Source organism: Virgibacillus salexigens, from assembly GCF_014905415.1.
GTDB lineage: Bacteria > Bacillota > Bacilli > Bacillales > Amphibacillaceae > Virgibacillus > Virgibacillus salexigens.
Genome location: NZ_BNEO01000001.1, coordinates 286,066 through 311,090 on the forward strand (window position 1 = coordinate 286,066; position 25,025 = coordinate 311,090).

Consider the following 25,025-nt stretch of genomic DNA (forward strand, 5'->3'; position numbering starts at 1 on the left):
TATTGTTTATCGAAGTAGTTGTAAAACGCCTTGCGGTTGTTGATTAGCTTGTGCCAACATACTTTGCGCAGCCTGTGTCAAAATGTTATTTTTCGTAAAGTTCATCATTTCTTTAGCCATATCAACATCACGTATACGTGATTCAGCAGCTGTTAAGTTTTCAGCAGATGCCCCAAGGTTGTTAATCGTATGCTCCAAACGGTTTTGAACTGCACCAAGGTTAGAACGTTGAGTGGAAACAGTGTTAATTGCTTCGTCAATGCTCTCTAATAAACCATCATAACCAGCAGTGTCTAATGCTTCACCACTCTCATCTACCACAGAAATTTCATTTACACCTAAGCCCTCTGCACTCATGTCAGCAATTTCAACAGTTAACTGCTGTCCTGCGTTGGCTCCAACTTGGAAAGTCACACCGTCAGTAGCTAGACTGCCATCAAGTAAGGTTTTTCCGTTAAATTCTGTACGGTCAGAAATACCTTTACTACCAGTTTCTCCACCTAATTCTTGAATAAGTGACCCGATTTCATCTTGAATTGCTTGTAGATCTTCTGATTCCTGTGTTCCTGTGTTAGAAGCTTGAACAGTAAGTTCACGCATACGTTGTAGAATAGCGTGTGATTCGTTTAGTGCGCCTTCAGCAGTTTGAATCAATGAAATGCCATCTTGGGAGTTTTTAGAAGCCATTTCCAAACCGCGAATTTGACCTCGCATTTTTTCAGAGATTGCAAGACCTGCTGCATCATCACCAGCCTTGTTAATTTGTAGACCAGAAGAAAGTTTCTCCAAAGAATTTTGTACTGCACTGTTGTTACCAGATAGTTGGCGGTGCGTGTTAAGCGCCGCAATGTTGTGATTAATAATCATAATTTTCTTACCTCCATGTAAGTAGTGTTTTTGAGGTACGTCCTTGTGCCTCATCTATAACAGCTCTTGTATGAGAGCTATTATCCAATATACGAATGTTTGGCCGAAACATTCATCATCAAGATGATTACATTCCTTATATCGGCATGTTGGAAGAAAGTTTAATCATTTTTGGATAAAATATTTTCTTTTTCATAGGAAAATAGAATATAATGTAGAATACTGATTTGTTATGATTTAAGAAAGCGCTTTTAGTAAAGAGAAAGAAGCGGCTGGTTAGTGCCGTAGGAATGGCACTAAGTACTCAGTTAATTCGGAATGCAGCTAGCTTGATCCAAATGAGGCTAGTAACATAAGTAAACAATTTACTCATTATCAAGCAATCTATGAAGAGAGGAGTAAATCGATGAAAGCAATTACGCGTTTTTGTGATCGAATGGTGCAGCGTTATTTACCAGATGCATTTCTATTTGCCATTCTATTGACGATTATTGTGTTTATTCTTGGTGTACTATTCACTGAGAGTTCGCCAGTAGAGATGGTGTCGTACTGGGGAGGTGGTTTTTGGGATTTATTAGCATTTGCTATGCAAATGTCGCTCATTGTTGTCACAGGTTACATTTTAGCCAATACCCCCATTGTGAAGCGTTTATTAAGTAAGCTTAGTACAATAGCCGATACGCCTTCGCAAGCTATTTTATTGGTAACCTTTGTTTCCTCTGCTGCATGCTTGATTAACTATGGGTTTGGTCTCGTTGTTGGTGCATTGTTTGCAATCCATGTAGCCAAACGAGTTCCAACGGTTGACTATCGTGTGCTAATGGCTAGTGCATACAGTGGTTTCCTACTGTGGCACGGTGGATTATCTGCTTCCATTCCGCTTTTAATTGCCACACCAGGCCACTTTTTGGAAGATACGATTGGCACCATTCCTGTTTCTGATACCTTGTTCAGCAGTTTCAACTTATTTATAGTAGCAGTGCTATTATTTACATTGCCATTTTTGAACCGCTTCTTAATGAAGGCAAGAGATCCGCTACATAATACGAATGCGACCCTTTGGAGACCCGAAGAGATTAATCATTCCATCGACAATTCAGAAGAACCACTGGGAGAGCTAACGCCAGCGGAACGATTAGAAAATAGTAAAGTATTATCCCTGTTAATTGGCGTATTCGGTCTAGCATTTGTCGTTTTTTTCTTTATCGAAAATGGATTTGATTTAAATATTAATATTGTCAACTTTATCATGTTGTTTCTAGGGATCCTTTTTCATCGGACGCCTCGACGCTTTCTTAATAGTGTCACAAGTGCGGTTAAAAATGCGGGTGGTATTATTGTTCAATTCCCTTTCTATGCAGGGATTATGGGAATGATGGTAACATCTGGTCTTTCCGAACAAATGTCGATGGCGTTTGTGAATATATCAAATGAATTCACATTCCCGTTATTTGCATTTATCAGTGCTGGTATCGTCAATTTCTTTGTCCCTTCTGGCGGTGGCCAGTGGGCGGTTCAAGCTCCGATTATGATTCCCGCCTCCCTAGAATTAGGTGTGGACACAGCCAAGACAGCAATGGCAGTTGCCTGGGGAGACGCTTGGACAAATATGATTCAACCATTTTGGGCATTGCCATTGCTTGCAATTGCTGGATTAAAAGTACGTGATATCATGGGATTTTGTGTACTAATACTACTATATAGCTTCTTTCCAATTGCTATTGGCCTATTGTTCTTTTAATTTTAACTTGCTTTGCTGTCTGAAACGAGCTTTTAGACAGCAAAGTTGAAAAACTTGGTGGAGACTACTACGGGTGCACAACATCACATCAGCCTCCTTAAGAGCAAATACAGCTTTTAGGGAGGCTGATGTGTTACCCGATAAACGTATATTCCATTGTGTAACACTTTACCTCTATTAATAATACCTAGTTAAAAAAGTTTTTATATCTAAATTAATCGATGAGAGATACTCATCAGATGGAAAATGCCCCATATCATAGGAATGAAAGCTTATGAGGTTAGGAATGATACTTCGGGCTGTCTTGAATATCTTAACGCCGGGAAAGAAAACATCTGATTCCCCAGTAATAACCATGGTTGGTGCTTGATAGTTTACTAGTTCTTTTCGTTTCGTCAACTTCGGCATATTTCTTTCCAGTTTTACATATCTAAATATCTCGCCAATCAACTGTTGATCTTGTTGCCTCATCATACCAGCAGACATATGGTCTGTAATTTTTTGTAAATGTGTTTCTGAATTAGTTCGATGAAAACGTACCAAAGGAATAAGAATCTTTCTGACCATGTCTTTCTTGGGACCTAAATGAATTCCCGCAGGGTTTACGAGAATTGCGCAATCTATTTTTTCAGGAAAATTAGCTGCTAACCGAAGAATAATCCCCGCACCATATGACGGGCCAATAAACGCACTTCTTTCTACTTGAAAATACGACATAATATCTAGTATCCAATTTGCAAAGCTCTTGTCTTTAGCAGAAATGCGAACTTCATCACTATAACCTGGATGTCCGATAGTATCAGGAGCAATGATTCTATAATGCTTAAATAATTGCCGAAACCACTGTAACGTCATCGGATTAATTGCATTTCCTCCTTGTAAAATAATTATTGGTTTGGCATTCGCCGGACCTATTGTCAGTACATGCGTCTTACCATATCGTGTGTTTACATATGTTCGCTTATATTCTATTGCCAACGTATCTAAATACGATTCATAGTACGATTGAATACGTTGCTTCCCATGCTTCCATCGATATATTGATTCAGATTTCACTTGTCATACTCCCCCTCTTCTATACAAATACCGTGGCAAATTAGGTTGCTTTAATTATCATATCTTAAATACAAATAGAACGATTAAACCGAGCATATTTTATTCTTAGAAAAAATAACACTTTCAAACGGAAGTACCATTTCTACTTACTCTTCTAAAGGTTTCCCACGCATAGGTTGATTAATTTGCGCAATAATGATGCCAATAATGATCATTACTGAACCCGCAAACACACCAAGTGTAATTTTTTCACCTAGTAAGAAGCTGGAGAAAATTAAACCAAACATCGGTACTAATAATGTCGAGATGGTCGCAGATACCATATCGATTAAACTAAGGATAAGAAACCATACCGTAAAACAGAGCGCCGAGGCAAAAATACCTGTAAATAATATGTAATAGATACTTTGAGCATTTAATAAAAGCTGCTCATTGGGTTCCATGATTAGCGTAACAACCATAATGGCAATCGTTCCAAAGAACATTTGGAATGCGGATACTTGTAACTGTGGGAGATCTTGTACTTTCTTTCGATAATAGATGTTTGCTATTGCCCAGGAAATAGCGGCTATAATAATTAATACTTCCCCGATAATAATCTCGATTGATTGCCCCATCCAAATATCCCATCCTAAGATAGTTAATAATCCAAGCATACCAATAATCAATCCAGAAGATTTGGCTAGGGTTAATCTTTCATTTAAATACTTTGCTGCTAACAAACTACTCCACATTGGCATGGAATAAAGCAATACCGATGACTTACCAGCATCGACAAAACGTAAGCCATACATGACAAGCAGGAATACGATAGCCGTTTGTAATATACCAATGACAAATATATGTTTCCAGTATTGCTTCGGTGGCAGCCCCACTTTCATGATCCAGGCCACTACTAATAAGGTAATAGCTCCTACACCAAATCGAAACGAAGAGAAGGTGAATGGACCCATGTAGTCCAATGCTTGCTTCATAAGCACCCAAGCATATCCCCATAATAACGTTATGATTAATATTAAACTTCCAATGAGTGTACGATTCTTTTGTAATTTTTCTATGAATTGTTTGGAGCGTTTCCCCATTCTCTCCCTCCTTTTTTCATTCATCATAGCAAAAAAACCTTTCAAAGAACATGGAGTATCTCTCGCTTATGAAGTAATTCCTTTCTTTAAGGCGGCGATTTATAAAGGTCAAACCACCAATTTTTCTATTTTTCCTTACATAAAAAAATAAGCCTGCAGATGCACGCTTTTTAATAAACTACCTTTCGTGCTATTAACTTTTTTGTGCCTTGCTGTAAATTCCCTTCTGTTACAACTGCTATCTTTTCATTTATATGTTTTATGTTCTTTTCTAGTCCATGAATATGTAGCTCCATGTGGTTCATCTTCGTTTCTAGATTGCTGTATAGTTCGTCAATTTGCTGGCTATTTGTTTGTATATCCTCTAGTTCATCCATGACATCAGTGATAGCATGCAACAGATCGTCCACCATATCTTTGGTCAACCTGTCTCCTCCTTTACACATTCTGTAACTTTATCGTAACAATTTGTAATAAAAGCAACAAGTGTATTTAGAATGATTTTCCTCTCAGATGTTTACTTTTAACTAGCTGAAAATGACCAAGCAAGATGAACTACTCAAACAACTTAAAGGCTTAAGCATCAAAATTGTGACACTTAAGCCAATAAATAATTTCTACCTGTTTCATTTTTTCTGTTTATGGATGATATTTCCAGCTAAAGCATATAACACGGCATACGTTACAAAATGGGAAGAATTATCATTCGTATCCTGTTGAGGGTACACTTCTACATAATCCATTCCTTTTATCCCTTGTTTGGCAAATTCATGAATAAGTTCTAATAACTCGAAAGATGTCAACCCATTCCCATCAACAGGGCCACCAGGATTAAATGCAAAATCTAATACGTCACTACAAATACTTAAGTATACCGCTTCGGTCCCTTTACTAGCAATGGCGTAGGCTTCCTTAGCTAGCTGTGCTATATCGGTAGCCTTTCGAACATCCCGTACCGAAATGGTAGTTGCTCCTACCTCTTTTGCGTACTTTCCTGTTTCACGAGCATTCCTCGGTCCATGAATTCCCATATGCACAATACTTTCATTGCGTACACTTTCACTTTCATAAATGCGATGGAATGGTGTACTTCTTGCATAAAGATCCCCATCATAATCCTTATAATTATCATAATGAGCATCTAAATGAATGATGCCAACTTGACCGTCGACTTGCTCACTTAATGCTTTCACGATTGGATAGGTGATGCCATGATCTCCACCAAATGCAACTGGGAAACGCTTCGAATCCCATACGCTGCTTGCAAACTGTTCAATACGTCTCATCGTCTCAATCGTATCTGCCGGCACCACATCGACATCGCCTAAATCAGCGAGTTGATAATGGGAGAGTACGTCAATATGATCAAGTTCTGGCAAGTACCCCGAATAGCGAGCTGAATTTAAGCGGATGGCTTTTGGTCCTAATTCACAGCCTGTGTAATCACCCCAAGTAACAGCACCTTCCCAAGGAACACCGTAAATTAATACGTCATAATCTTGTATCTGTTCACTACTTATTTTTAACTTGGTTGCCCCTAAAAAGCATGGTGTATTTCCATAAATTTTTTCCTGATTCATGTTGTACCACTCCTAGTATTTATTTAACTCCTGTGACTTTATCGTACTCATCTATCATTTCTTTTGATGGTCCTTTTCCAACGAGGCTAAATAAGACAATAGCAATACTTGATAAAACAAATCCTGGTACCATTTCATAGAGCTCGGAGCCAGTTAACGGCCATAGGAATACAGTAATTCCACCAATTAATATTCCTGCCACTGCACCATTTCGGGAGGTCTTTCGCCAAAATAAAGAAAATAATATGGCGGGGCCAAATGTAGCACCAAATCCAGCCCATGCATAACTTACTAAATCAAGGACGGAACTCGTTTCATTCCATGCAATCATAACAGCAATAACGGCAATAACTAATACCGAGATGCGACCAACCCATACGAGTTCTGTTTCACTAGCATTTTTGCGGAAATACCTTCTGTAAAAATCCTCAGATAGAGCACTAGATGATACTAGTAATTGGGAATCAACCGTGCTCATAATGGCTGCAAGTACAGCAGCTAATAAAACTCCTGCGATCCAAGGATTGTATACCACTTGTACAAGCTGAATAAATACTTGCTCGGAATCCGCAAGCGGCTGATCAAAGGTTACAATTCCAAGCATTCCAACAATCAACGCCCCGTAAAGTGGAATCACTAAGCCCATCGATACACTAATTAACCGGGCTTTACGAACTTCCTTATGAGATCGAATCGCCATAAATCGGGCAAGTATATGTGGCTGCCCAAAATATCCTAATCCCCAAGCAAGAGCAGAAATGATTCCCACTGCTCCAATTGCACCTGCAGATTCCCAAAGAACCCCTTCCACTTGATTGTATTCGGTTGCGGCAAATGCATCGATTAGACTTGGTGTTATTTGACCTAGTTGATTAAACAATTCCCTAAATCCACCAATCTCAATCAATCCATAAATAGACGTAAAAAGAAGTGCTGCAGACATTAATGCACCTTGAATAAAATCGGTGTAGCTAACAGCCAAAAACCCTCCCAAAAAAGTATATGCAACAATAATAATTGCTCCAACCGTTAGTGCTAAATGATAATCCATATCAAAGGTTCCCTGAAAAAGCTTCGCACCAGCAACTAAACCAGAAGCAGTATAAAAAAGGAAAAAAGCTAAAATAAATGCTGCTGAAATGACTCGCAATAAATGAGAGTTATCTCTGAATCGATTTTCAAAATACTGAGGAAGCGTAATAGAATCATTTGTATATTCTGTATAGATTCGAAGTCGCTTTGCAACATACTGCCAATTAATCATGGCACCAATCGCTAAGCCAATGGCGATCCATAAACTCCATGTACCAAGACCTGCTGCATAAGCAGCTCCAGGTAAGCCAATTAACAGCCAACCGCTAAAATCACTAGCTGAAGCTGAAAAGGCAGTAACCCAACTGTTTAATTTTCTTCCACCTAAGACATAATCCGATAAGGTATTTGTCATACGGTATGTAATAATACCAATTACGATCATTACGATAAGATAGAAAATAAAAGTTAAAAGTGTAGGATTCATTTATCTTCTTTCCCCCTCTCGCTAAAAAAGGTAATGATTGCCCAAACAACAAGTAATGGCATTGGTATCGCAAACCAAAATAACGTCCATCCACTAATTGCATATTCCATCTTTTTCCTCCTTTTTTGATGAAATTCCCCTTTTTTATTACCTTATACCTAGTTTATCTTATCATAATAATTAGAAAATTTCATTTTATCTAATTTTATGCATTAGTCTTTACTTTTAATCTGATGGATTGATTTATATGTCTTCGTACAGCTTGTATCACGCTATACATGAACTCATCTTACAGGAAATAAAAAGAATCCATTTTTTACAAAATGGATTCTTTCTCCGTTATATAAGAGATCGAAATATTCTCTACCTTTACTTAAGAAGCGTTCCATCATGCAGAAAGACATAATTCTCTTCATTTCTTAAATTGGGATAATTCTTAATCTAAACAGTTTTTCCCAGTCCTATTACATCATTCATATTGATAGTATTCTATCATATAGTTGGTATCAGCAAGCACTTCTTCATAAGCATCCGTTGACAACCAATCTCGATCGTTTAATTGTTCGATTAATGTCTTAAATGTTAGTAAATGTTTGATTAGCTTATCCTCTCTTTGTTTCTTCTCATAATAGGCGAGAACATCTAAATGCCTCTGAATAGAACGAACCGTTCGATCGTTTGCGAAATCCCCACGTTCTGCCAGTTGTTCAACTAAGGATTGCATCCCACGAATCGAGCTAGAATGATTCCCTGGGATAACCTTCACTTCCGCAACAACAGGAAGGTGATCAGCAGCATTCGTTTGATAAGTATGCGATCCTTCCACTTCCATCCGTTGAGAAGTGAAGATATAATCGATTCGCCGATCTGGATTGGTAGCTGGATAGGTAAAACCTGGCGCTTCATTTATTCCCCACGCATCAGTAAATCGTTGAAAGAGTGGCGATAATTCAGGAGCAGTTGGCCTGGCATTCATATCGCCAACTAATATAGAATATGTGTTTTCAAGCATGATATCTCTCATATCACTTACTTGCATTTCTCGTACAAACGGGTCCGAACGATAATCTAAATGTGTAACATAAACCGATACATGAGCACCATTCACATTAACCGTAGCTTCTAGAAATCCTGGTGAAAGACTCGGTGCTGGATTGGGATCCTGTGTAGAAAGCCTGGTAATTTCTCGATTGGCAGCATCAATAATGGGATATTTACTAAGTAGACCTACTCCGAATTGTCTGCGTTCTTCCCTACCAGTTTCAGGGGCCAAATCGTAAATTGGAGCAAAATAATAATACATATCTAATTCCTCAGCAAGCCTTTCCATCATATGATCATAATTACTTCGATTCCCCCAATGGATATCTACTTCCTGCAGCCCGATAATATCAGCTTCTGTCTCACGGATGGCTTCTGCAATTCGCATTAAATCATACGCCCCATCTGTACCTCTACCAGCGGCAATATTATAAGTTGCAACGTTCATAGCTATCTGATTATTATTTTCTGCTACCACCACATTTTCAGACTTGCCGAACATCGTAATAATCATTAAACTAAATAAAAGTATAACCAATCGCTTCATTAAAAACCGCTCCTTTACCCATGAAAGATTCATAAAAACAAGAGAAACCCATTGTCGCTTCTAACACATATGCTGTTTGTTGTAGGAAATGGCAAAATACAACCACTATCACTCCCCATTGTAAATAACCTGAAAAAAGTCCCCATTTATGAAAGGGGACTACTCTATTTGTTTTATTTCCATTGATTCATCATATCATTGGTATAATCCATTAAGCTTTTATACGCAGCTTCCGTGATATTTTGTTCCTCTTTTTGCTGATCAAGCAATAACTTGAATCCATTCAGATGTTTTCTCACTTTAGCTGCTTGACCTTGTTCTTCATACTGAGCAACTGCTGTTAAATGCATCAATAATTTACCTTTGGCATCTCCTTCAAATGCTGATCTATCATCCCATTCTTCTATTGCTGTTTGCACATCTTCAACCATCACTTTATAGATTAAATAATCCCTTCTCGTTCCTTTAAATGTTTCTAAATCTTCTGACCATGTATCAATCATTTGACCAACCGTTTCACCATTTTCAATTGCCTCACGTACCCATCCGTTACCAATTAAATTATCAAAGAAGGATATTCCATCACTATTTACAGCACGGAATGAAAAATCTTCTGGATACATGTCATGAATCATCTTTACAATATGAAGTCCAGTAACTACTGGCTGATAAGCCTCTTTATCCATTACATGAATCTGTACGCCATGAGATAATGTCCCACTATGTTTGGAAAAAGTTGGTGTGAATGATGCTGCCCGGAAAATAACGCCAGGTAATTTCAAATCGTTCATTGCCTGAGCAAATTCCGTACTATTTATAAATGGCGCACCGATTAGTTCGAATGGTTTCGTTGTTCCACGTCCCTCTGAAACATTCGTTCCTTCAATGAGTGCTGACCCTGGATAAACGAGTGCTGTATTTAGTGTTGGCATGTTGGGCGATGGCAATACGAATTCTAAGTTCGTATCATCATAATACATCCCTCTTTCCCAGCCATCCATCCCTACAACCGTTAAATCGGCACCGATTTCAAATTCCTCATTAAATAAATTTGCTAATTCGCCGACGGTTAATCCATGACGTAATGGAATTGGATAATTCCCTACAAATGAAGCGTACGCTGGATCAAGTACCGGCCCTCCTACTTCATAACCACCTAATGGATTTGGACGATCCAATACAATAAATTCTTTGCCATTCTCTTGTGCAGCTTGCATTGCATAGGCCATGGTGTAAATATACGTATAAAAACGTGCACCGACATCTTGAATATCGAATAAAAGAACATCTACATTTTCTAACATTTCTGGCGTTGGTTTTCGTGTTTCTCCATAAAGACTATATACAGGCAGCCCCGTTTGTTCATCGATATAGTATTCAACGTATTCCCCTGCTTGTGCGTCACCTCGAACGCCATGCTCCGGTCCATAAAGTGTAGTTAAATCCACGTCCGGATCATTGTGTAGTCGGTCAACAATACTGTTTAAATTTTGATCTACCCCGGTAGGATTTGTAATTAATCCAACACGTTTTCCTTCAATTAATTCCTTTTGATCATCTAATAAAACTTCTACCCCAAGTTTTAATTGTCTTGGTTCCGATTCATTTGTTTCATTAGCTTTATCTGCCATAACAACGGATAAAGAGTAGACAACAAAAGCGATACTTAACAGTGTAATGACTACTTTCTTCATTGTTTCCCCCTCCTATGGAATCTTACATTATTTTGGCTGATTTTGAAAAAAGAAGACAGCTAGTCCCACTATCCTATTTCCACGTGAGTTCCTAGCTGTCTTCATATCCGTAGATCAACTGACGAAAAACATAGCTACATCCTTATTTAGTTTTGCCATTTATTTTGTAAATAAGCAGTATTATTCGCTAATGTCGTATACGCCTCTTCTGTTATCATTTCCTGATTTAACTGCTCATCGATAAGTTGTTGGAATCCTTTTAGATGCTTAATAACTTTATCTGACTTATCTAGCTTTTCGTACCTGCTTACTGCAGTTAAATGAAGCTGAAGGGAATAGGCAGCCCGATTCGTAGCAAATGCATCTTTCGTTTTCAATATCTCAACCATTTCCTTCATTTGTTCTGCACTCCATGAATGAATAGCAGCTGCAGTTTGTTCAGAGACTTCTCTACGGATTGGATTAGTCGAAACAGTTTCCCGCGTAGGGTGAACGCGATTCGTTAATAGAACCGCAAGGCTATTCTGGTTTGGGCTGACAACAATGGATGTGCCTGTATAACCCGTATGCCCCATCGTATTAACTTCAGCTAAATCATCCATGTACCAACTCTGATTTAACTCCCAGCCTAATCCTTGATCTTGTCCTGGAAAAGCCTCATTCCAATTTGTTTTCATCAGTTCTACTGCTTTATCAGAAAGAATTTGTTCGCCTTTGTAATTGCCATCTTGAAGCATCATTTGAGCAAAAGCTGCCAAGTCAGTAGCTGTACTGAAGATACCAGCTTGTCCTGCAACGCCATCTAGTGACCAAGCATTTTCATCATGAACGCTTCCCCATACAAGACCTCGTTCTGTCCATGGCTGGTATTCTGTAGCAGCTATCCGATCTCTTAATGAAGCAGGTGGATTGTACATTGTATCTTCCATATCTAGTGGCTCGGTGATATATTCAGATACAAAAGCATCTTGTCTAACTCCACTTAACCTTTCTACTAACACACCTAATGTTAGATAATTGACATCGCTATAGACATACTCTGTATTTGGCTGATTTTCCAATGGTTCTTCCAGTACAAAGTCTAGTCGATCCTCCCGATCCCCTTCTATTAAATATAGTGATTCTGAAGGACTTGGCGCGAAACCAGACGTATGGGTAAGCAATTGACGGATCGTCACTTCTTCCTTCTCATTGACAGCGAATTCTGGTATATACTCTGCTACAGGATCATCTAATTCAAATATTCCTTGATCCCATAACTGCATAACAGCAGTTGCTGTAAATAATTTAGATATCGATGCCATATCGAAAATGGTGTCTTCTTGCATCATGACCGGATTCTCCATTTCTGTAAAATCAGCATCCGTATAGCGCGCCGCATAACCATAAGCGTTATGTTTAACGATTTTTCCGTTTTTAGCCACCAACACCACTGCTCCAGGCATGACTTGCTCTGAGATAGCTTCTTCTATCGCTTGATCAATATCTGCTAATGGCTCTTCCAGCATTTGTACTCGATTGGGGTTATCTGGAACTAATTGGTTTGCAGCTGCATGACTCATGTCCATGCTAGAAATACAAAAACTAAGGATCAACGTCATAACTATCATGAAAGGGATGGTTCGTTTTTTCATTTCAACTCACTACTCCTATCTATTGCTAGTTCAATTATTTTTCCTCACCAGCACTTTGTGTCGCAGTGAAAGTCCATTCTAAATTCAAAGAATCTCCTTGAAACTGATTTTGATCTTCTCCGTTATCCACAAAATTAAATTTAACGACCAAATCATCAATCGAATCAACAGGAAGCCCTTGTTCTCCAAGCAATGGATCAAATACGTGTTCGTTAACGGCTTCCGGTGTCATTTCTTTTAACTCAGCTAATGTCGTTTCATAAATAACTTCATCCAATTTATCTGCATTATATAAAAACTCTACTTGAATATGTTGACCAAAATCTTCTGTATTATCGCCACTCGCATCCGCAACGTTATAATCTGTAGCAAGTAACACTTTATCAATATCCAATGATCCATTATTTTGCAGTTCAAAATCACGAATCATCGAATCTCCTGGTTTAATATTTTCAACTTGAATAATTTCAGTAGGCTCAGCTACCAAATCTAGTGTGCCAGCAGCAAACGTATTATTCGTCGTTTCACTATCACTGAAATAAGCATAAGTTCCTCCGCCAATAAGCGATAAACCGAGTGCCGCTGATAGAATCCCTGTTCCTAATTGTTTTTTAATATTCATTGAAAATTCCTCCCCTATATTCATAAATGGTATAATCTGTGATTCACTCTGTTCGCATATTTTTATCATCAATTAGTTGTTTCACTTCTTTAATGGTTCGGCGAATAGTAAATAATGCATAACCAAGCAGAAGAATTCCAGGTAAAATCAACAATAATGCTGCTCCTTCTTTTGTTTCAGCAAAATTCATAATGTAACCAATATACGGAATCGTAAATCCGCTATACGTACCAACAACATTTTGGGAAAGAACTGGATTTAAGTCTTTTCCATCATTAGCATCGCCTTTTGTAATATATTGATTGCCATTATCAATAACTTCTACTATACGATGGGTTACCAGCATATCGTCTTCTGTCCTAAACGTAATGACATCACCTGAATGGAATTGTGTTTTATCCCCTTCCGTATGAATAGCTATTATTGAGCCTGTTTCAATATTCGGCTCCATGGAACCAGATAAAACCGTCTTTAGCTGATAACCAAATAAATTCGCCTCATTGCCAGTTGCCTTTGATACAAGAACCAGAAATAGCATACAAAGCAACAGGATAAATAAAAGAGTAGTGAGTAAATTACCGATTCGCTTCAGCATCTGTCTGCTGTTCATTTGGCTTATCACTCCCATCTGAATCAGAGGCCTCGATGTCTACTGTACTTGATTCGTCGTTTGCATCTTGAGCTTCTGTTTTGTCTTGATTTATATTTGAGGATGGTTTGGGTTCGGATTGTTGGTCCTTAACTGTTTTCTTTTCCAGTTGTTCTTTTTCCTCAACCGTTTCTTTCTTTTGTTCTTTATCTTCTTTTTTCTGATCTAACCCTTGTTCTTCTGAACGTTCTTTTAGCTCTGGTTTAGAATCATCAGATGATTCCTTTTTCTGTTTTATCTCCTCTGCATGATCTACTTGGATTATTTCATGAGCTGTCAAACTTCCTTGAACAGTACTTGTTGCCGTAAAGGATGCACTAGTAGGAGATGACAATTGGCTCACGATGATAAACATGAGATACAGTAATGTTATGAATCGAATGGTGATACGTTTAGAAAACGGTTTATTTCTGCTCTCTCTCTGTTTGTTATTCAACGTATATTCCTCCTGCTATTTGAAACAAGTCAATCGTTTTCATTCCAGGTTTCTATTAAGTGAATAGCTTCTGTATCTAGATAGCTAAACGCTTTGTCGGAGATCGCGTTATTTGCTAGTTGATGCTGAATCAAATCTTGAAAACCTTCCATATGTTTCACCACTTTATCTGCAGCTTGTTTACGTTCAAATCGACTGACAGCTGTTAAATGAAGAGATAATTTACGTTCCACATCACTCGAAAACTCGCCTTGACTAGCAAGCTCCGCAGCTAACTCCTTCATTCCATCTGCACTAAGCTCCGTATCAATATAGTCTATGCTATGACCAATCTCATACATATCTGGGATCGTCACAGGTAATTTCCCAAATGGGTTTAGCTCGCCAGTGAGTACATTAGCAACAGCATTTATGGATACATCCATATAACTATAGGTACTTAGATACCCCTCCACTTCAGGAAATGCCATTACATCATACGGATTCCGATGAGCGGAAACAATTACTGGTTTTCCTGTGTCTTCTAATGCTTGAACGAACTGCTGCTGCTGTTCATTGGTATTGGCTGTATAGGTTGTGACTAGCACTTTATCAGCCTCTTCAGCCCGTGCAACAGCTTCATTAATCTCTTCCTCTGTTGGCGAAGCAGCTGTCGAAAACCCTTCCACATGAATTCCTTGATCCACTAGTAAATCTGTTAGTCTATCTGGCTTAGCCATAGATGGACCTGTCACAAAAACGGAGTCGGATGATTGGAATGGGAGAACATCGTCACTATTTTTTACTAGTGTTACACTACGATCTGCCATCTCCTGAGCAGCATTTAAATGATCTGAAGATCCAATACTCTCTATTGCTCCAGGATCTGTATATGGGTCATTAAACAACCCATTATTCATTTTGGCAGCTAGTATTCGATGAACGGATGCTTCCAACCGTTCTACACTAATTTCACCAGTTTCTACTGCCTCTAGCATAGAATTAAAAGCAACCTCAACATTCGGTGGATTGAGTAAAATATCAGCACCGGCTTTAAACGCTTCTACAGGAACGCGTTCTGGTGGAACAACATTGGCACCTGACATTCCAAGACTATCTGTAATAATTAATCCTTCAAATCCCAGTTCTTCACGCAATAAATCAGTTAAAATCGGTTTCGATAGCGTAGCAGGCAATCCTGAATCATCTAATGCAGGAACTACGATATGACCAGTCATAATTGATTGTATTCCGTTATCGATCGCTTCTTTAAACGGTTTCAAATCTACTTCATGTAATGTTTCCAAATCATGATCTATAATCGGTAAACCATAATGAGAGTCAACAGCTGTATCACCATGTCCTGGAAAATGCTTTGCAGAAGCAATCACGTTTTGATCTTGATAAGCATTAATTTGAGCAGCACCTAATTTAGAAACAAGATCTGGATCTTCGCCAAACGAACGGACACCTATAACTGGATTTTCTGGATTCATATTGACATCCACTGTTGGTGCGAAATTCATATTAACTCCTAAACTCGTTAATTCATTGCCAAGTATACTTCCCGTACGGGATGCATAGGCTTCAGAGCGGGTCGCACCTAGTGCCATATTTCCTGGAAAGACAGTTCCTGGACTTGTTACCCTTTGAACAATTCCACCTTCTTGGTCTGTTGAAATAAATAATGGAATTTCTGCCGACTGATCCATTGCAATTTGTTGTAATCCATTTGATAAGCTATTTACTTGAACCGCATCGAGCGGCATGCCGATATTATCCGTCCAGTTAAAATAAATAATTCCACCGACATGGTAATTTTCGATGACTTCCTGAAAGTTCTTCCCTCCGCGATTATTTCGAAGATTTATCTCCTCATAATCAGAATCTGTTGGGGTTTGTCCATAAACATGAACAATAAAGAGTTGTCCAATTTTTTCTTCTAATGTCATCCCATCGATGATTTCCCTAATCTCATCGTCACCTGTTCCTTCCTTGTTTGTCTGATTTGCTGAAATCTTAGAGAACGGTCCAATAACCAAAACAAGGATTACGGAAAAGAGTAAAATCGCTCGGTAACGTTTCAATGGTATTACCTCCTTCAATGGTTACTACTAAAATGGAAGTCTACCTAATAACATGCTGCATCTAACAATCAACGTTTTACATTACATAAAAAAGAATGTGATATTCGAAACAAAAACACCTGCCTTCCCGAGCGTATTTCAGGTCATCGATGCAAAGAGCACAGTATGTAATTGATTAACTTGACAATAGCAGATAAATTTTGAAATATCTGCACAAATTTGTCGAATAAATCAAATTTTTAGAAAAATGATTCTATTGAACTAGAATATTTCTAACTACCATTAGGACAATAGTTGAAATCCTATTCCTAGAGCTATTAAAAAAGCACTAGGAACACATCTATTTCGAATTGGGTGACTTCATGCTACACTTTACATATCTGAAAATCGATGGAAGAAGGAGATGCATTATGACAAATTTTCCAATTATAGATGGTCATAACGATACCCTTTTACGCCTTTATGAGGAAAATGAGGATAAAAATAGTTTCTTTAGCAAAGGTGCGAATGGGCATATTGATTTACCTCGTGCTCGTAACAATCAATTTGGTGGCGGATTCTTTGCGGCCTTCACTCCAAACGCCAATTATGAAATCGCCCCTGAAAAGTATGTAACGTCGACTGGTTATGATATGCCGCTGCCACCTCAGATTGATCAGCAAACAGCGTTAAATCATACCATGCAACTTGCTTCTATGTTAGTTGAGCTAGAAGCAACTTCTAATGGCATTTTTCAAACAGTCACGAATACACAAAAACTAGCGTTCTGTCTAGAGAATCAGATTTTAGCAGCTATCTTCCATATTGAAGGAGCCGAAGCGATCGATACAGATTTCTCTGCATTACAAGTTCTTTATCAAGCTGGCTTGCGTTCACTTGGAATTGTATGGAGTCGACCAAATGCATATGGAGAAGGGGCCCCTTTTCGCTATCCATCTTCACCAGATATCGGAGGAGGTCTTACTGAAGCTGGTAAGGATCTAGTTCATGCATGTAATCAGTTGGGTATTATGATTGATACCACTCATTTGAATGAAAAAGGTTTCTGGGATGTAGTCCAACAGAGTGATGCACCTATTGTTGCAACACACTCCAATGTACATGCAATCTGCCCGATTTCTCGTAATCTTACAGATAAGCAACTTCAAGCAATTAAAAAAAGTAATGGGGTGGTAGGTATCAATTATGCAGTAAATATGCTAAGAGAAGACGGACAATTCGACACCAATATTCCCCTCGATACAATTGTCCAACATATTGCATATATCGCCGAAAACTTTGGAATTGATCATGTGGCTCTCGGTTCTGACTTCGATGGGACAACCGTTCCTGATTCATTAAAAGATGTCACAGGTTTACCTAAACTAATGAAGCGACTTCAAGCACATGGGTTTACAGATAAGGATTTGGAAAAAGTAGCCTATAAGAATTGGATACGGGTATTGGGAGCTACTTGGAAAGATTGATAATAGCCGATATACTTATACCCCCAAAGTTGAATACAGGTACAAAACGTAATTAATAATACTTCTTCTCGAAAGTTCCCATCATCTGCTTAGTGAGGTGGGATTGAAGGAGAATCATTTTCAATATAGGGATGGAATATACTGCGAGACATCGAGCCCCACAGTGGCGTTTTATTCCACGATGAGACTCGGGGTGTTCGTCCGCAGTACGTGTTAGACTGTGGACAATCAAAAATGTTATGCAAATCAAGGTAATTCTACAGACAAGGTTCCTTCTACCTTCTTATGTTTTTGCGATTTCTTTACCCCTTAATTGCACCTTCTGTCATTCCTTTGGCAATTCGCTGCTGGAAGATGGCATAAAGGATAATCACTGGAACAATCGCAATCACCAAACTAGCAAATAATGTTCCCCATGCGTTCGTATATTGCGCCTCACTACTGATATAATCAATAGCTAACGCAAGGGTATAATTCTCACTGCTCTGTAAAAAAATAAGTGCCATGAAATACTCATTCCAAAATTGAATAGCATTCATAATCGTCACTGTTATGATTCCTGACATACTTAATGGTGTGACGATCTTCCACAACACCCGATATGGAGACATGCCATCCATTGCTGCGGATTCTTCTAATGACTTAGGAATCGTACTTATAAAACTTGTCAAAACAAAAATAGAAAACGGCAATTGACTTACTGCATAAACAATTGCTAGCCCAAAGATATTATCCAATAAATTTAATTGCATTAATAGGAAAAACAATGGGATCCACCCCAACACCATTGGGATCATCATCCCAGAAACATACAACGTAAATAGCAGTTTACTCCCACGAAAATTAATTCGTTCAATTGCATATGCAGTCGGAATCGCCATAACTAGTGTTAAAACTGCACCAATAGCAGTTACAATTAAACTATTAAAAACGCTGATATCAATATTGTAATTGGTCCATGCTTCTACAAAGTTTTGTAGATGAAAAGATTCTGGTATTCCCCACGGATTTCGATAAATTTCTGCATTGGATTTAAATGAACCAAGAAACATCCAAAAGATCGGATATAATACAGCAATGGTCCATAAAACAAGTGGAAGCCGAATCCCAGTTCTGCCTAAGATCTGCCCGATACTTCGTTTCACAAACATATCCCCCTCTCAATTTACTTAATACTCGACTTTATCTCTACGCAGCAAGAACTGTAATATTAATACAGTTAGCAAGGAAAGAATTAAAATCATCACACCAATTGTGGCACCATAACCAAAATTATATTGAACAAATGCTTGTTGATATAGATAAGATCCCATAACATGCGTTGAATTATTCGGTCCTCCTCCTGTCATAACTTGTACGATTATAAAAGAACCGTTTAATGTTGTAATAACAATATAAAGGACAGAAATTTTTATTTGCGGCCAAACAAGCGGCAAGGTGACTTTCCAAAACTGTTGCCATTGATTGGCTCCGTCAATCTCAGCAGCCTCATAATAACTCTTTGATACATTTGCAATTCCTCCCATGAGCATAAGCATAAACAAGCCAATCCCAGCCCAAATGGAAGGAAGAACAAGACTTGGGAGTGCCCAATTCTCATCCCCAAGCCATGGCCGCGCCCAATTCTCTAGTCCAAGGAATTCTAAGCCTGAATTTACTAATCCTAAATTGGGGTTATAAATAAACGTCCATAGAATTCCAATAACCACAACAGACATGATATTAGGAAAGAAAAAAACAATTCGATAAAAAGGTGCTTCCTTAATTTTCAACTGCGTTAAGGCAACCGCAAAGAACATAGCAAGAATCATGATTCCAATTACCTTTGTTATAACTAGAAAATAATCATGAATTATCGTATTTGGTATAATTGCATCTTTGATTAATGTTATGTAATTTGCCAAGCCAATAAACTCTTTATCTTGCGACGCACCTGACCAATCGAAGAATGAATAATAAAGTCCACTGAATAAAGGGTAGAGGGTAAAGACTGCGAACATAATAAATGTCGGGACCAAACAAAAAGCCAGAAATGTATACTTCTGTTTTTTTGACTGTACCATCCAATCACTCTCTCTGTTAATCGTTAGAAAACTTGACTATTTACATAAAATAACGAAAAGCTAAATTGTACTTATAACTGATTTGCTTTACATGTTTATACCTAACTCCTATTTGGAAAAGCCATCAGCAGAGGTATACAATTCCCTGCTGATGGACGGTCATGTTAATTACTATTCCGATAAGTTTCTGCCGCTTTTTCTGCCTCTTGAACAAATTCCTCCGCTGTCATATTTCCTAACATTAATGACATCAGCGCATTACCAATTGGTGTTTCCAAATCAGCACTCATCGGGTGTGGCTTTTCGTAAATTTGTACTTGTTCTGTATCATTGATCATTTCATTTGCTTCTGTTAAGTAACTTGGGATCTTATCACTTTGCGTTAAGTCCACCTCTGTGAGGTTCATGATCGCACCAGTATGTTCGGAGAATGACATCGCATAATCCCTTGTGAAGACAAATTCGACGAATGCTTTAGCAGCTTTTGGGTTCTCTGCATTTTCTGCAATTGCCAATGGTCGTAAATCCGGTACAATCGCAAATGGCTCTCCAGCATCCTGCATAGGTGATGGGATAAATCCAAATTCAAAACCATCAGGAATATCATTCTTCATCTCATTTGGCAGCCAGAATCCTACAGGAATAAAAGCATTTTCATGCAACAGAAAATTCATTTGAGATTGTGTATGATTTAAAGCACCTAAACCTTGATCAAACATGCCTTCTTGTTGCATTTTCTCCACTTTTTTCATCGTCTCTAACACGACATCACTTGTCCAAGCCCCTTCTTTCCCAGTAATTAGATCAGCTAGAAGTTCATCCCCGCCAGCTGCTCCAAAAGCCGGGTATAACATGCCTCGAAGGAAATAATATGGATGTTGACCAGAAGTAACAAATGGATCGATTCCTTCTTTATCTTTAATCTCAGTCATGGAACTCATAAAACTATTGAAGTCTGTCGGTACCTCATATCCTTTTTCTTCAAACAGTGCACGGTCATACCATGTACCCCAAGTATCAAACACCAATGGAAGTGAATAAATGTCACCATCGAATTTACCTGGATTTACGATAAAACTATCGATTAATTTATCCCCATTATCTAGTTCAATTCCCTCTACCCATTCCGTTAAATTCATTAGTTGTCCATCTTCCACCATTTGTGTTTCACTTGATCCTGCGCCATCGATATATACAACATCTGGTGGATCATTGGATACCCAACGAGACCGCATTTCTTCGTTAATATTCGGTCCGGCATGTTCGATTACGTTTACATCTGGATATTTCTCTTTGAAGTCAGCAATTACTTCTTTCCACCATGTATCGCCATATCCCCCAACAAAATACTGAATTTCTAAATCACCAGAAATCCCCCCTTCTCCACTAGTTTCTGAAGAATCCGTTGCCTCCTCTTCTTCTGATTCATCATTTGAAGAACAAGCAGCAACAACACCGATTAAAACTAAAGCCAGTAACCCAAGTATCCATCGGCTTTTACGGAACTCTTTCACTGTATAATCCCCCTTTATATGCCTTTTTTATATGAACGCATGAACAGAAGCACTCTATTCATGGAGTCCAACAACCTGAAAATATCTATTAATTTTATTGTATGTAAGGAACATGCATTAATGCCTAGTAATCCAGATGCTACTAGTTATATTCTCACACCCTTATCTGGCGAAACCATCATTACTGATTTGTTACCTTACCAAATCATGAATAAAAATTATTTAAAAAAATAATACAAATTAAGTTTTCTAATATATTTATAATAGGGATTTTTTTATGATTAAGGAATCGTTGGGAAGAAATAGTTAAAGATTCTAGAGATTAAAAAGCTGCTTTTCATCTCTAAAAAAATGCGAAGGATAATTTCCAGTTTGCTATGGAAAGTATGAATCTAACATAAGGAGACCTGTTATGAGTTATATTATTGGAATCGATGGTGGCGGGACAAAAACACTTGCGCTTTTAGCTGATTTGGAAGGAAATATAATATCCACTTGTATCACTGGTCCCTCCAATCCGAATACCGTTTCATCAAGAGCGTTATCACATACTTTTGAAACGATCTTCTCTCAATTCAAAGAAGAAGCACCCGAAGCTTTTTCCAAACTCATTGGCATATTTGCTGGTATTGCTGGTGCTGGTAGCTCGATGATTCAAACACAACTATATCAACTACTCGATGCCTTATCTCCATCAGCTTGTAGGGTGACGGTTCAACCGGATGCCATTAATGCTCTTTATTCTGGCACATTAGGAAAGCCCGGCGTTGTTCAAATTTCTGGAACTGGATCATTAACTTTTGGGATAAACGAAAACCAACAACAGAGTCGTATTGGCGGTTGGGGGTATTTACTGGGAGATGAAGGAAGTGGTTATGATATTGGAAAAAAAGGAATAGCTGCTGCATTGCATTATCTAGATGGTAAGATAAATGAAACAATGCTTTTAAAGATGCTTTATGATTATTTTCATGTGGATACTGGACGTGATTTAATTGATCAGATTTATCATAATGCCGATCCTAAGCGTTCGATTGCATCTGTATGTAGGCTTGTTTTTCAAGCATATCAATCTGGAGATAAGGCTGCTTCAATTATTATAGATGACGCTGCTTGGGAAATTGCTAGAAACATTCACCTTCTTCATAAACGGCTATTTTCAGTAGGAGAACAAATAAATGTTGTAGTATGTGGCGGTGTATTCCAAAACAGTATATTTCCAACATTAATCAAACAGGAATTAAACAAAATTGTTTCGGGTATAACCGTTATCACACCTAAACTTCCCCCAGTATGTGGATCTGTGATTGGAGCATATTTGAGTGAGGATATGAATATATCCACCGATTCAATGAATCGTCTACAAAACTTTCAATCAAATAAATAACCGGAGGAAATCATATGAAAACGTTGATTTCCTCCGGTCTTATTATTCGCTTCGGAAAACTTCAACTCATGTTCCAGCACCGTTGCTTGTTGCAACGGAATCACGGTGGACAATTTGGTGTGGTATAATAATCCGTTTAGCTGGCTCATCTTTTGTCTGCGTTTTTTCAATTAATGCTTTAGCCGACTGAGCACCCAATTGATAGATTTGAATATCTACAGTTGTCAGTGACGGACTCGTAATTTCTGATAAATACACATTATTAAAACTAACCAAAGATATATCTGCAGGGACATCTACACCAAGTTCTTCTAAGGTACTAAGTACTCCAAGGCTCATCAAATCATCCGTTACAACAATTCCCGTTGGTCTCACTTTGAGAGATAGCAATTGCTCAACTGCTTCCCTTCCTCCAGACTTGAGGAACTCAGTATGAATACGGTAAGCTTTGTCCGCGGCTATTCCAGCTTCTTTTAAGGCTGCTTCATATCCTGCTTCCCGATCCATTGTAACAAACAAATCCCTTGATCCACCGATAAAGGCAATCCTTTCATGACCTTGTTGAATTAAACAGGAAGTAATGTCCTTACCGGCAGTAAAGTTATCGTTATCCACATGGGTAATCTCATTCAAATGATCATACGGCTTGCCGACAATAACAAACGGAAAATCTTTCTCCCGTAGAAAATTCACAATTCGATCATTAACACGTGAATAAAGTAAGATAATCCCATCTACATAACTGCCATAAACCATTCTTTCCACTTCCGTAAATATTTCACTTTCTGTGCCTCCGCTAGAAAGTGTCATCGAATATTGTAATTGGTGAGTAATCGATCCAATTCCCCGAAGTACTTCTGGAAAAAACGGATTTTGCAATGACTTATCTGCTGATGAAGGCAATACTACACCGATTGCCTTTGTTGACTTTGCAACTAAGTTCCTAGCGTTTATGTTGGGATGGTATCCCAAATCCTTCATAACCTTTCGAACCTTCTTCTTTGTATCTGGGCTAATTCTCGGGTTATCTGCAATGACTCTAGAAACAGTAGAAGGTGATACCCCCGTTGCCTTTGCTACATCTTTTATTGTTACCACTGCGTTTTTCACCCTCTGTCTCCGCTACGTTTTCCTAAGATAATGTTTTAATAAGATTCTAGCTTGTTTGTTCATTTATTATAACAAACTAAATACATATTGTGGATGAATTTTAAACTATCCCTTGGTTGCCCCTGATGTAAGCCCAGAGATTAAATATCGCTGTAAAAGTAAAAATACAAGCGCAATTGGTATAGCTATTAGTATTGACCCAGCAGCAAAGCGGGTAAAATTAGTGGAAAATTGATCATTAATAAAATTATATAAACCTAAAGCCAATGTATATTTTTCTGGACTAGTTAACACGATACGTGGCAATAAAAAGTCCATAAAAGGTGCCATAAAATTAAACAAAGCCACTACTGCCAAAATAGGCTTAGCAAGAGGTAACATAATCGTCCAAAATACCCTTAAATGCCCAGCTCCATCCATTTTTGCAGCTTCATCAAGTTCTTTAGGAATCGTATCGAAATACCCTTTCACTAGCCACGCATTAAAAGGTATTTGCCCTCCTAGATAAATTAGCATAAGTCCATATAACGAATCCGTTAATCCAATCGTGTTCAACAAAATATAAAGTGCTACCATTCCCATTAAAGCAGGGAACATCTGTAACAGTAAAAACATATATAAGCCATATTTTCTACCAATGAATTTATACCGAGAAAATGCATATGCAATTAACGAAGTAATGATAACTGATCCACCCGCATTAACTAATGCAACATATAGACTGTTTTGGTACCAAATAACATAATCACTGTTTGGATCCATAAATAACCATTTATAATGTTCTAGTGTTGGAGATTCAGGAAATAGATCGGTTACCAACATATTAGAGCCTGGATTCAGACTCATCATTAACGCCCAAAATAAAGGATAACCAATAATTATGAACATAATAAGAAAAAACAAGTAAATGAACGTTACCTCAATTTTCGATTTTTTCTTTTGTGACATAGC

At 38.1% G+C, this 25,025-nt stretch carries 22 protein-coding genes and 1 pseudogene; 4 read left to right on the forward strand and 19 right to left on the reverse strand.

Going from position 1 to position 25,025, the window contains the following annotated elements; all coding sequences use genetic code 11:
- Positions 1-6: 6 nt before the first annotated feature.
- On the reverse strand, positions 7-867 hold the full coding sequence (gene hag / locus JKP73_RS01465; RefSeq protein WP_021289154.1) for a flagellin Hag: 861 nt from the start codon (positions 865-867) through the stop codon (positions 7-9).
- 406 nt (positions 868-1,273) lie between these two features.
- On the opposite strand from hag, the gene JKP73_RS01470 reads away from it, so the two are divergent.
- The gene (locus tag JKP73_RS01470) at positions 1,274-2,608 is read left to right on the forward strand and encodes a short-chain fatty acid transporter (RefSeq protein WP_021289155.1); all 1,335 of its coding nucleotides are present in this window, start codon (positions 1,274-1,276) and stop codon (positions 2,606-2,608) included.
- 177 nt (positions 2,609-2,785) lie between these two features.
- Here the strand turns inward: JKP73_RS01470 and JKP73_RS01475 are convergent, their stop codons facing one another.
- The 13 genes and pseudogenes from JKP73_RS01475 to JKP73_RS01530 form a co-directional block, all read right to left on the reverse strand.
- Positions 2,786-3,664 (reverse strand): alpha/beta fold hydrolase, encoded by an 879-nt coding sequence (locus tag JKP73_RS01475; protein ID WP_200410816.1) that lies wholly within the window; start codon positions 3,662-3,664, stop codon positions 2,786-2,788.
- A gap of 146 nt (positions 3,665-3,810) precedes the next feature.
- On the reverse strand, positions 3,811-4,746 hold the full coding sequence (locus JKP73_RS01480) for a DMT family transporter (RefSeq protein WP_160806621.1): 936 nt from the start codon (positions 4,744-4,746) through the stop codon (positions 3,811-3,813).
- Positions 4,747-4,916: 170 nt separating this feature from the next.
- Positions 4,917-5,171 (reverse strand): hypothetical protein, encoded by a 255-nt coding sequence (locus JKP73_RS01485; RefSeq protein WP_021289159.1) that lies wholly within the window; start codon positions 5,169-5,171, stop codon positions 4,917-4,919.
- 201 nt (positions 5,172-5,372) lie between these two features.
- Positions 5,373-6,326: an agmatinase family protein gene (locus JKP73_RS01490; RefSeq protein ID WP_160806622.1), complete on the reverse strand. Its 954-nt coding sequence runs from the start codon at positions 6,324-6,326 to the stop codon at positions 5,373-5,375.
- A 19-nt stretch (positions 6,327-6,345) separates the two neighbouring features.
- Positions 6,346-7,845, reverse strand: coding sequence for a sodium/proline symporter PutP (gene putP, locus JKP73_RS01495; RefSeq protein ID WP_021289161.1), 1,500 nt, complete (start codon positions 7,843-7,845; stop codon positions 6,346-6,348).
- 469 nt (positions 7,846-8,314) lie between these two features.
- Positions 8,315-9,433, reverse strand: coding sequence for an endonuclease/exonuclease/phosphatase family protein (locus JKP73_RS01500; RefSeq protein WP_234447035.1), 1,119 nt, complete (start codon positions 9,431-9,433; stop codon positions 8,315-8,317).
- 173 nt (positions 9,434-9,606) lie between these two features.
- Positions 9,607-9,864 carry an FIMAH domain-containing protein gene (locus tag JKP73_RS23700; protein WP_373308302.1) on the reverse strand — a complete coding sequence of 86 codons (258 nt, stop codon included), beginning with the start codon at positions 9,862-9,864 and terminating at the stop codon, positions 9,607-9,609.
- A 6-nt stretch (positions 9,865-9,870) separates the two neighbouring features.
- Positions 9,871-11,127 (reverse strand): annotated as a pseudogene (locus JKP73_RS01505) (exo-beta-N-acetylmuramidase NamZ family protein); the annotation flags it as partial.
- A 146-nt stretch (positions 11,128-11,273) separates the two neighbouring features.
- Entirely contained in the window at positions 11,274-12,761 is a 1,488-nt protein-coding gene (locus JKP73_RS01510; protein WP_200410818.1) for a serine hydrolase domain-containing protein, read from the reverse strand.
- A 34-nt stretch (positions 12,762-12,795) separates the two neighbouring features.
- A complete protein-coding gene (locus tag JKP73_RS01515) occupies positions 12,796-13,383 on the reverse strand; it encodes a CalY family protein (RefSeq protein WP_038242928.1) in 588 nt (195 codons plus the stop codon).
- Positions 13,384-13,426: 43 nt separating this feature from the next.
- Complete coding sequence (gene sipW, locus JKP73_RS01520) at positions 13,427-13,993, reverse strand: signal peptidase I SipW (protein WP_038242926.1); 567 nt, start codon at positions 13,991-13,993, stop codon at positions 13,427-13,429.
- On the reverse strand, positions 13,959-14,468 hold the full coding sequence (locus JKP73_RS01525; protein ID WP_021289169.1) for a hypothetical protein: 510 nt from the start codon (positions 14,466-14,468) through the stop codon (positions 13,959-13,961). The genes sipW and JKP73_RS01525 overlap by 35 nt, the downstream gene beginning before the upstream one ends.
- Before the next feature lie 29 nt (positions 14,469-14,497).
- Complete coding sequence (locus tag JKP73_RS01530) at positions 14,498-16,534, reverse strand: glycoside hydrolase family 3 protein (protein ID WP_074436638.1); 2,037 nt, start codon at positions 16,532-16,534, stop codon at positions 14,498-14,500.
- A gap of 410 nt (positions 16,535-16,944) precedes the next feature.
- Here JKP73_RS01530 and JKP73_RS01535 point away from each other — a divergent pair, with 410 nt between their 5' ends.
- Positions 16,945-18,000: a dipeptidase gene (locus tag JKP73_RS01535; protein WP_200410819.1), complete on the forward strand. Its 1,056-nt coding sequence runs from the start codon at positions 16,945-16,947 to the stop codon at positions 17,998-18,000.
- A gap of 302 nt (positions 18,001-18,302) precedes the next feature.
- On the opposite strand, the gene JKP73_RS01540 is transcribed toward JKP73_RS01535, so the two are convergent.
- The 3 genes from JKP73_RS01540 to JKP73_RS01550 form a co-directional block, all read right to left on the reverse strand.
- On the reverse strand, positions 18,303-19,145 hold the full coding sequence (locus JKP73_RS01540; protein WP_038242925.1) for a carbohydrate ABC transporter permease: 843 nt from the start codon (positions 19,143-19,145) through the stop codon (positions 18,303-18,305).
- 24 nt (positions 19,146-19,169) lie between these two features.
- The gene (locus JKP73_RS01545; protein WP_188943114.1) at positions 19,170-20,063 is read right to left on the reverse strand and encodes a carbohydrate ABC transporter permease; all 894 of its coding nucleotides are present in this window, start codon (positions 20,061-20,063) and stop codon (positions 19,170-19,172) included.
- 164 nt (positions 20,064-20,227) lie between these two features.
- Positions 20,228-21,550: an ABC transporter substrate-binding protein gene (locus tag JKP73_RS01550; protein ID WP_369759829.1), complete on the reverse strand. Its 1,323-nt coding sequence runs from the start codon at positions 21,548-21,550 to the stop codon at positions 20,228-20,230.
- 66 nt (positions 21,551-21,616) lie between these two features.
- On the opposite strand from JKP73_RS01550, the gene JKP73_RS01555 reads away from it, so the two are divergent.
- Positions 21,617-21,811, forward strand: coding sequence for a hypothetical protein (locus JKP73_RS01555; RefSeq protein ID WP_200410820.1), 195 nt, complete (start codon positions 21,617-21,619; stop codon positions 21,809-21,811).
- A 178-nt stretch (positions 21,812-21,989) separates the two neighbouring features.
- On the forward strand, positions 21,990-22,964 hold the full coding sequence (locus JKP73_RS01560) for an N-acetylglucosamine kinase (RefSeq protein WP_188943111.1): 975 nt from the start codon (positions 21,990-21,992) through the stop codon (positions 22,962-22,964).
- A gap of 66 nt (positions 22,965-23,030) precedes the next feature.
- Here the strand turns inward: JKP73_RS01560 and JKP73_RS01565 are convergent, their stop codons facing one another.
- Both JKP73_RS01565 and JKP73_RS01570 read right to left on the reverse strand, forming a co-directional pair.
- Positions 23,031-24,062: a LacI family DNA-binding transcriptional regulator gene (locus JKP73_RS01565; RefSeq protein ID WP_188943396.1), complete on the reverse strand. Its 1,032-nt coding sequence runs from the start codon at positions 24,060-24,062 to the stop codon at positions 23,031-23,033.
- A 117-nt stretch (positions 24,063-24,179) separates the two neighbouring features.
- Complete coding sequence (locus tag JKP73_RS01570) at positions 24,180-25,022, reverse strand: sugar ABC transporter permease (protein WP_031335001.1); 843 nt, start codon at positions 25,020-25,022, stop codon at positions 24,180-24,182.
- Between the last annotated feature and the right edge of the window lie 3 nt (positions 25,023-25,025).

Bases quoted from the DNA above. Each gene is read 5' to 3' on its own strand.
- hag (WP_021289154.1), bottom strand. From the start codon at position 867: ATGATTATTAATCACAACATTGCGGCGCTTAACACGCACCGCCAACTA.
- JKP73_RS01470 (WP_021289155.1), top strand. From the start codon at position 1,274: ATGAAAGCAATTACGCGTTTTTGTGATCGAATGGTGCAGCGTTATTTA.
- JKP73_RS01480 (WP_160806621.1), bottom strand. From the start codon at position 4,746: ATGGGGAAACGCTCCAAACAATTCATAGAAAAATTACAAAAGAATCGT.
- JKP73_RS01490 (WP_160806622.1), bottom strand. From the start codon at position 6,326: ATGAATCAGGAAAAAATTTATGGAAATACACCATGCTTTTTAGGGGCA.
- putP (WP_021289161.1), bottom strand. From the start codon at position 7,845: ATGAATCCTACACTTTTAACTTTTATTTTCTATCTTATCGTAATGATC.
- JKP73_RS01500 (WP_234447035.1), bottom strand. From the start codon at position 9,433: ATGAAGCGATTGGTTATACTTTTATTTAGTTTAATGATTATTACGATG.
- JKP73_RS23700 (WP_373308302.1), bottom strand. From the start codon at position 9,864: ATGGTTGAAGATGTGCAAACAGCAATAGAAGAATGGGATGATAGATCA.
- JKP73_RS01510 (WP_200410818.1), bottom strand. From the start codon at position 12,761: ATGAAAAAACGAACCATCCCTTTCATGATAGTTATGACGTTGATCCTT.
- JKP73_RS01515 (WP_038242928.1), bottom strand. From the start codon at position 13,383: ATGAATATTAAAAAACAATTAGGAACAGGGATTCTATCAGCGGCACTC.
- sipW (WP_038242926.1), bottom strand. From the start codon at position 13,993: ATGAACAGCAGACAGATGCTGAAGCGAATCGGTAATTTACTCACTACT.
- JKP73_RS01535 (WP_200410819.1), top strand. From the start codon at position 16,945: ATGACAAATTTTCCAATTATAGATGGTCATAACGATACCCTTTTACGC.
- JKP73_RS01545 (WP_188943114.1), bottom strand. From the start codon at position 20,063: ATGGTACAGTCAAAAAAACAGAAGTATACATTTCTGGCTTTTTGTTTG.
- JKP73_RS01555 (WP_200410820.1), top strand. From the start codon at position 21,617: ATGAACAGAAGCACTCTATTCATGGAGTCCAACAACCTGAAAATATCT.
- JKP73_RS01560 (WP_188943111.1), top strand. From the start codon at position 21,990: ATGAGTTATATTATTGGAATCGATGGTGGCGGGACAAAAACACTTGCG.
- JKP73_RS01570 (WP_031335001.1), bottom strand. From the start codon at position 25,022: ATGTCACAAAAGAAAAAATCGAAAATTGAGGTAACGTTCATTTACTTG.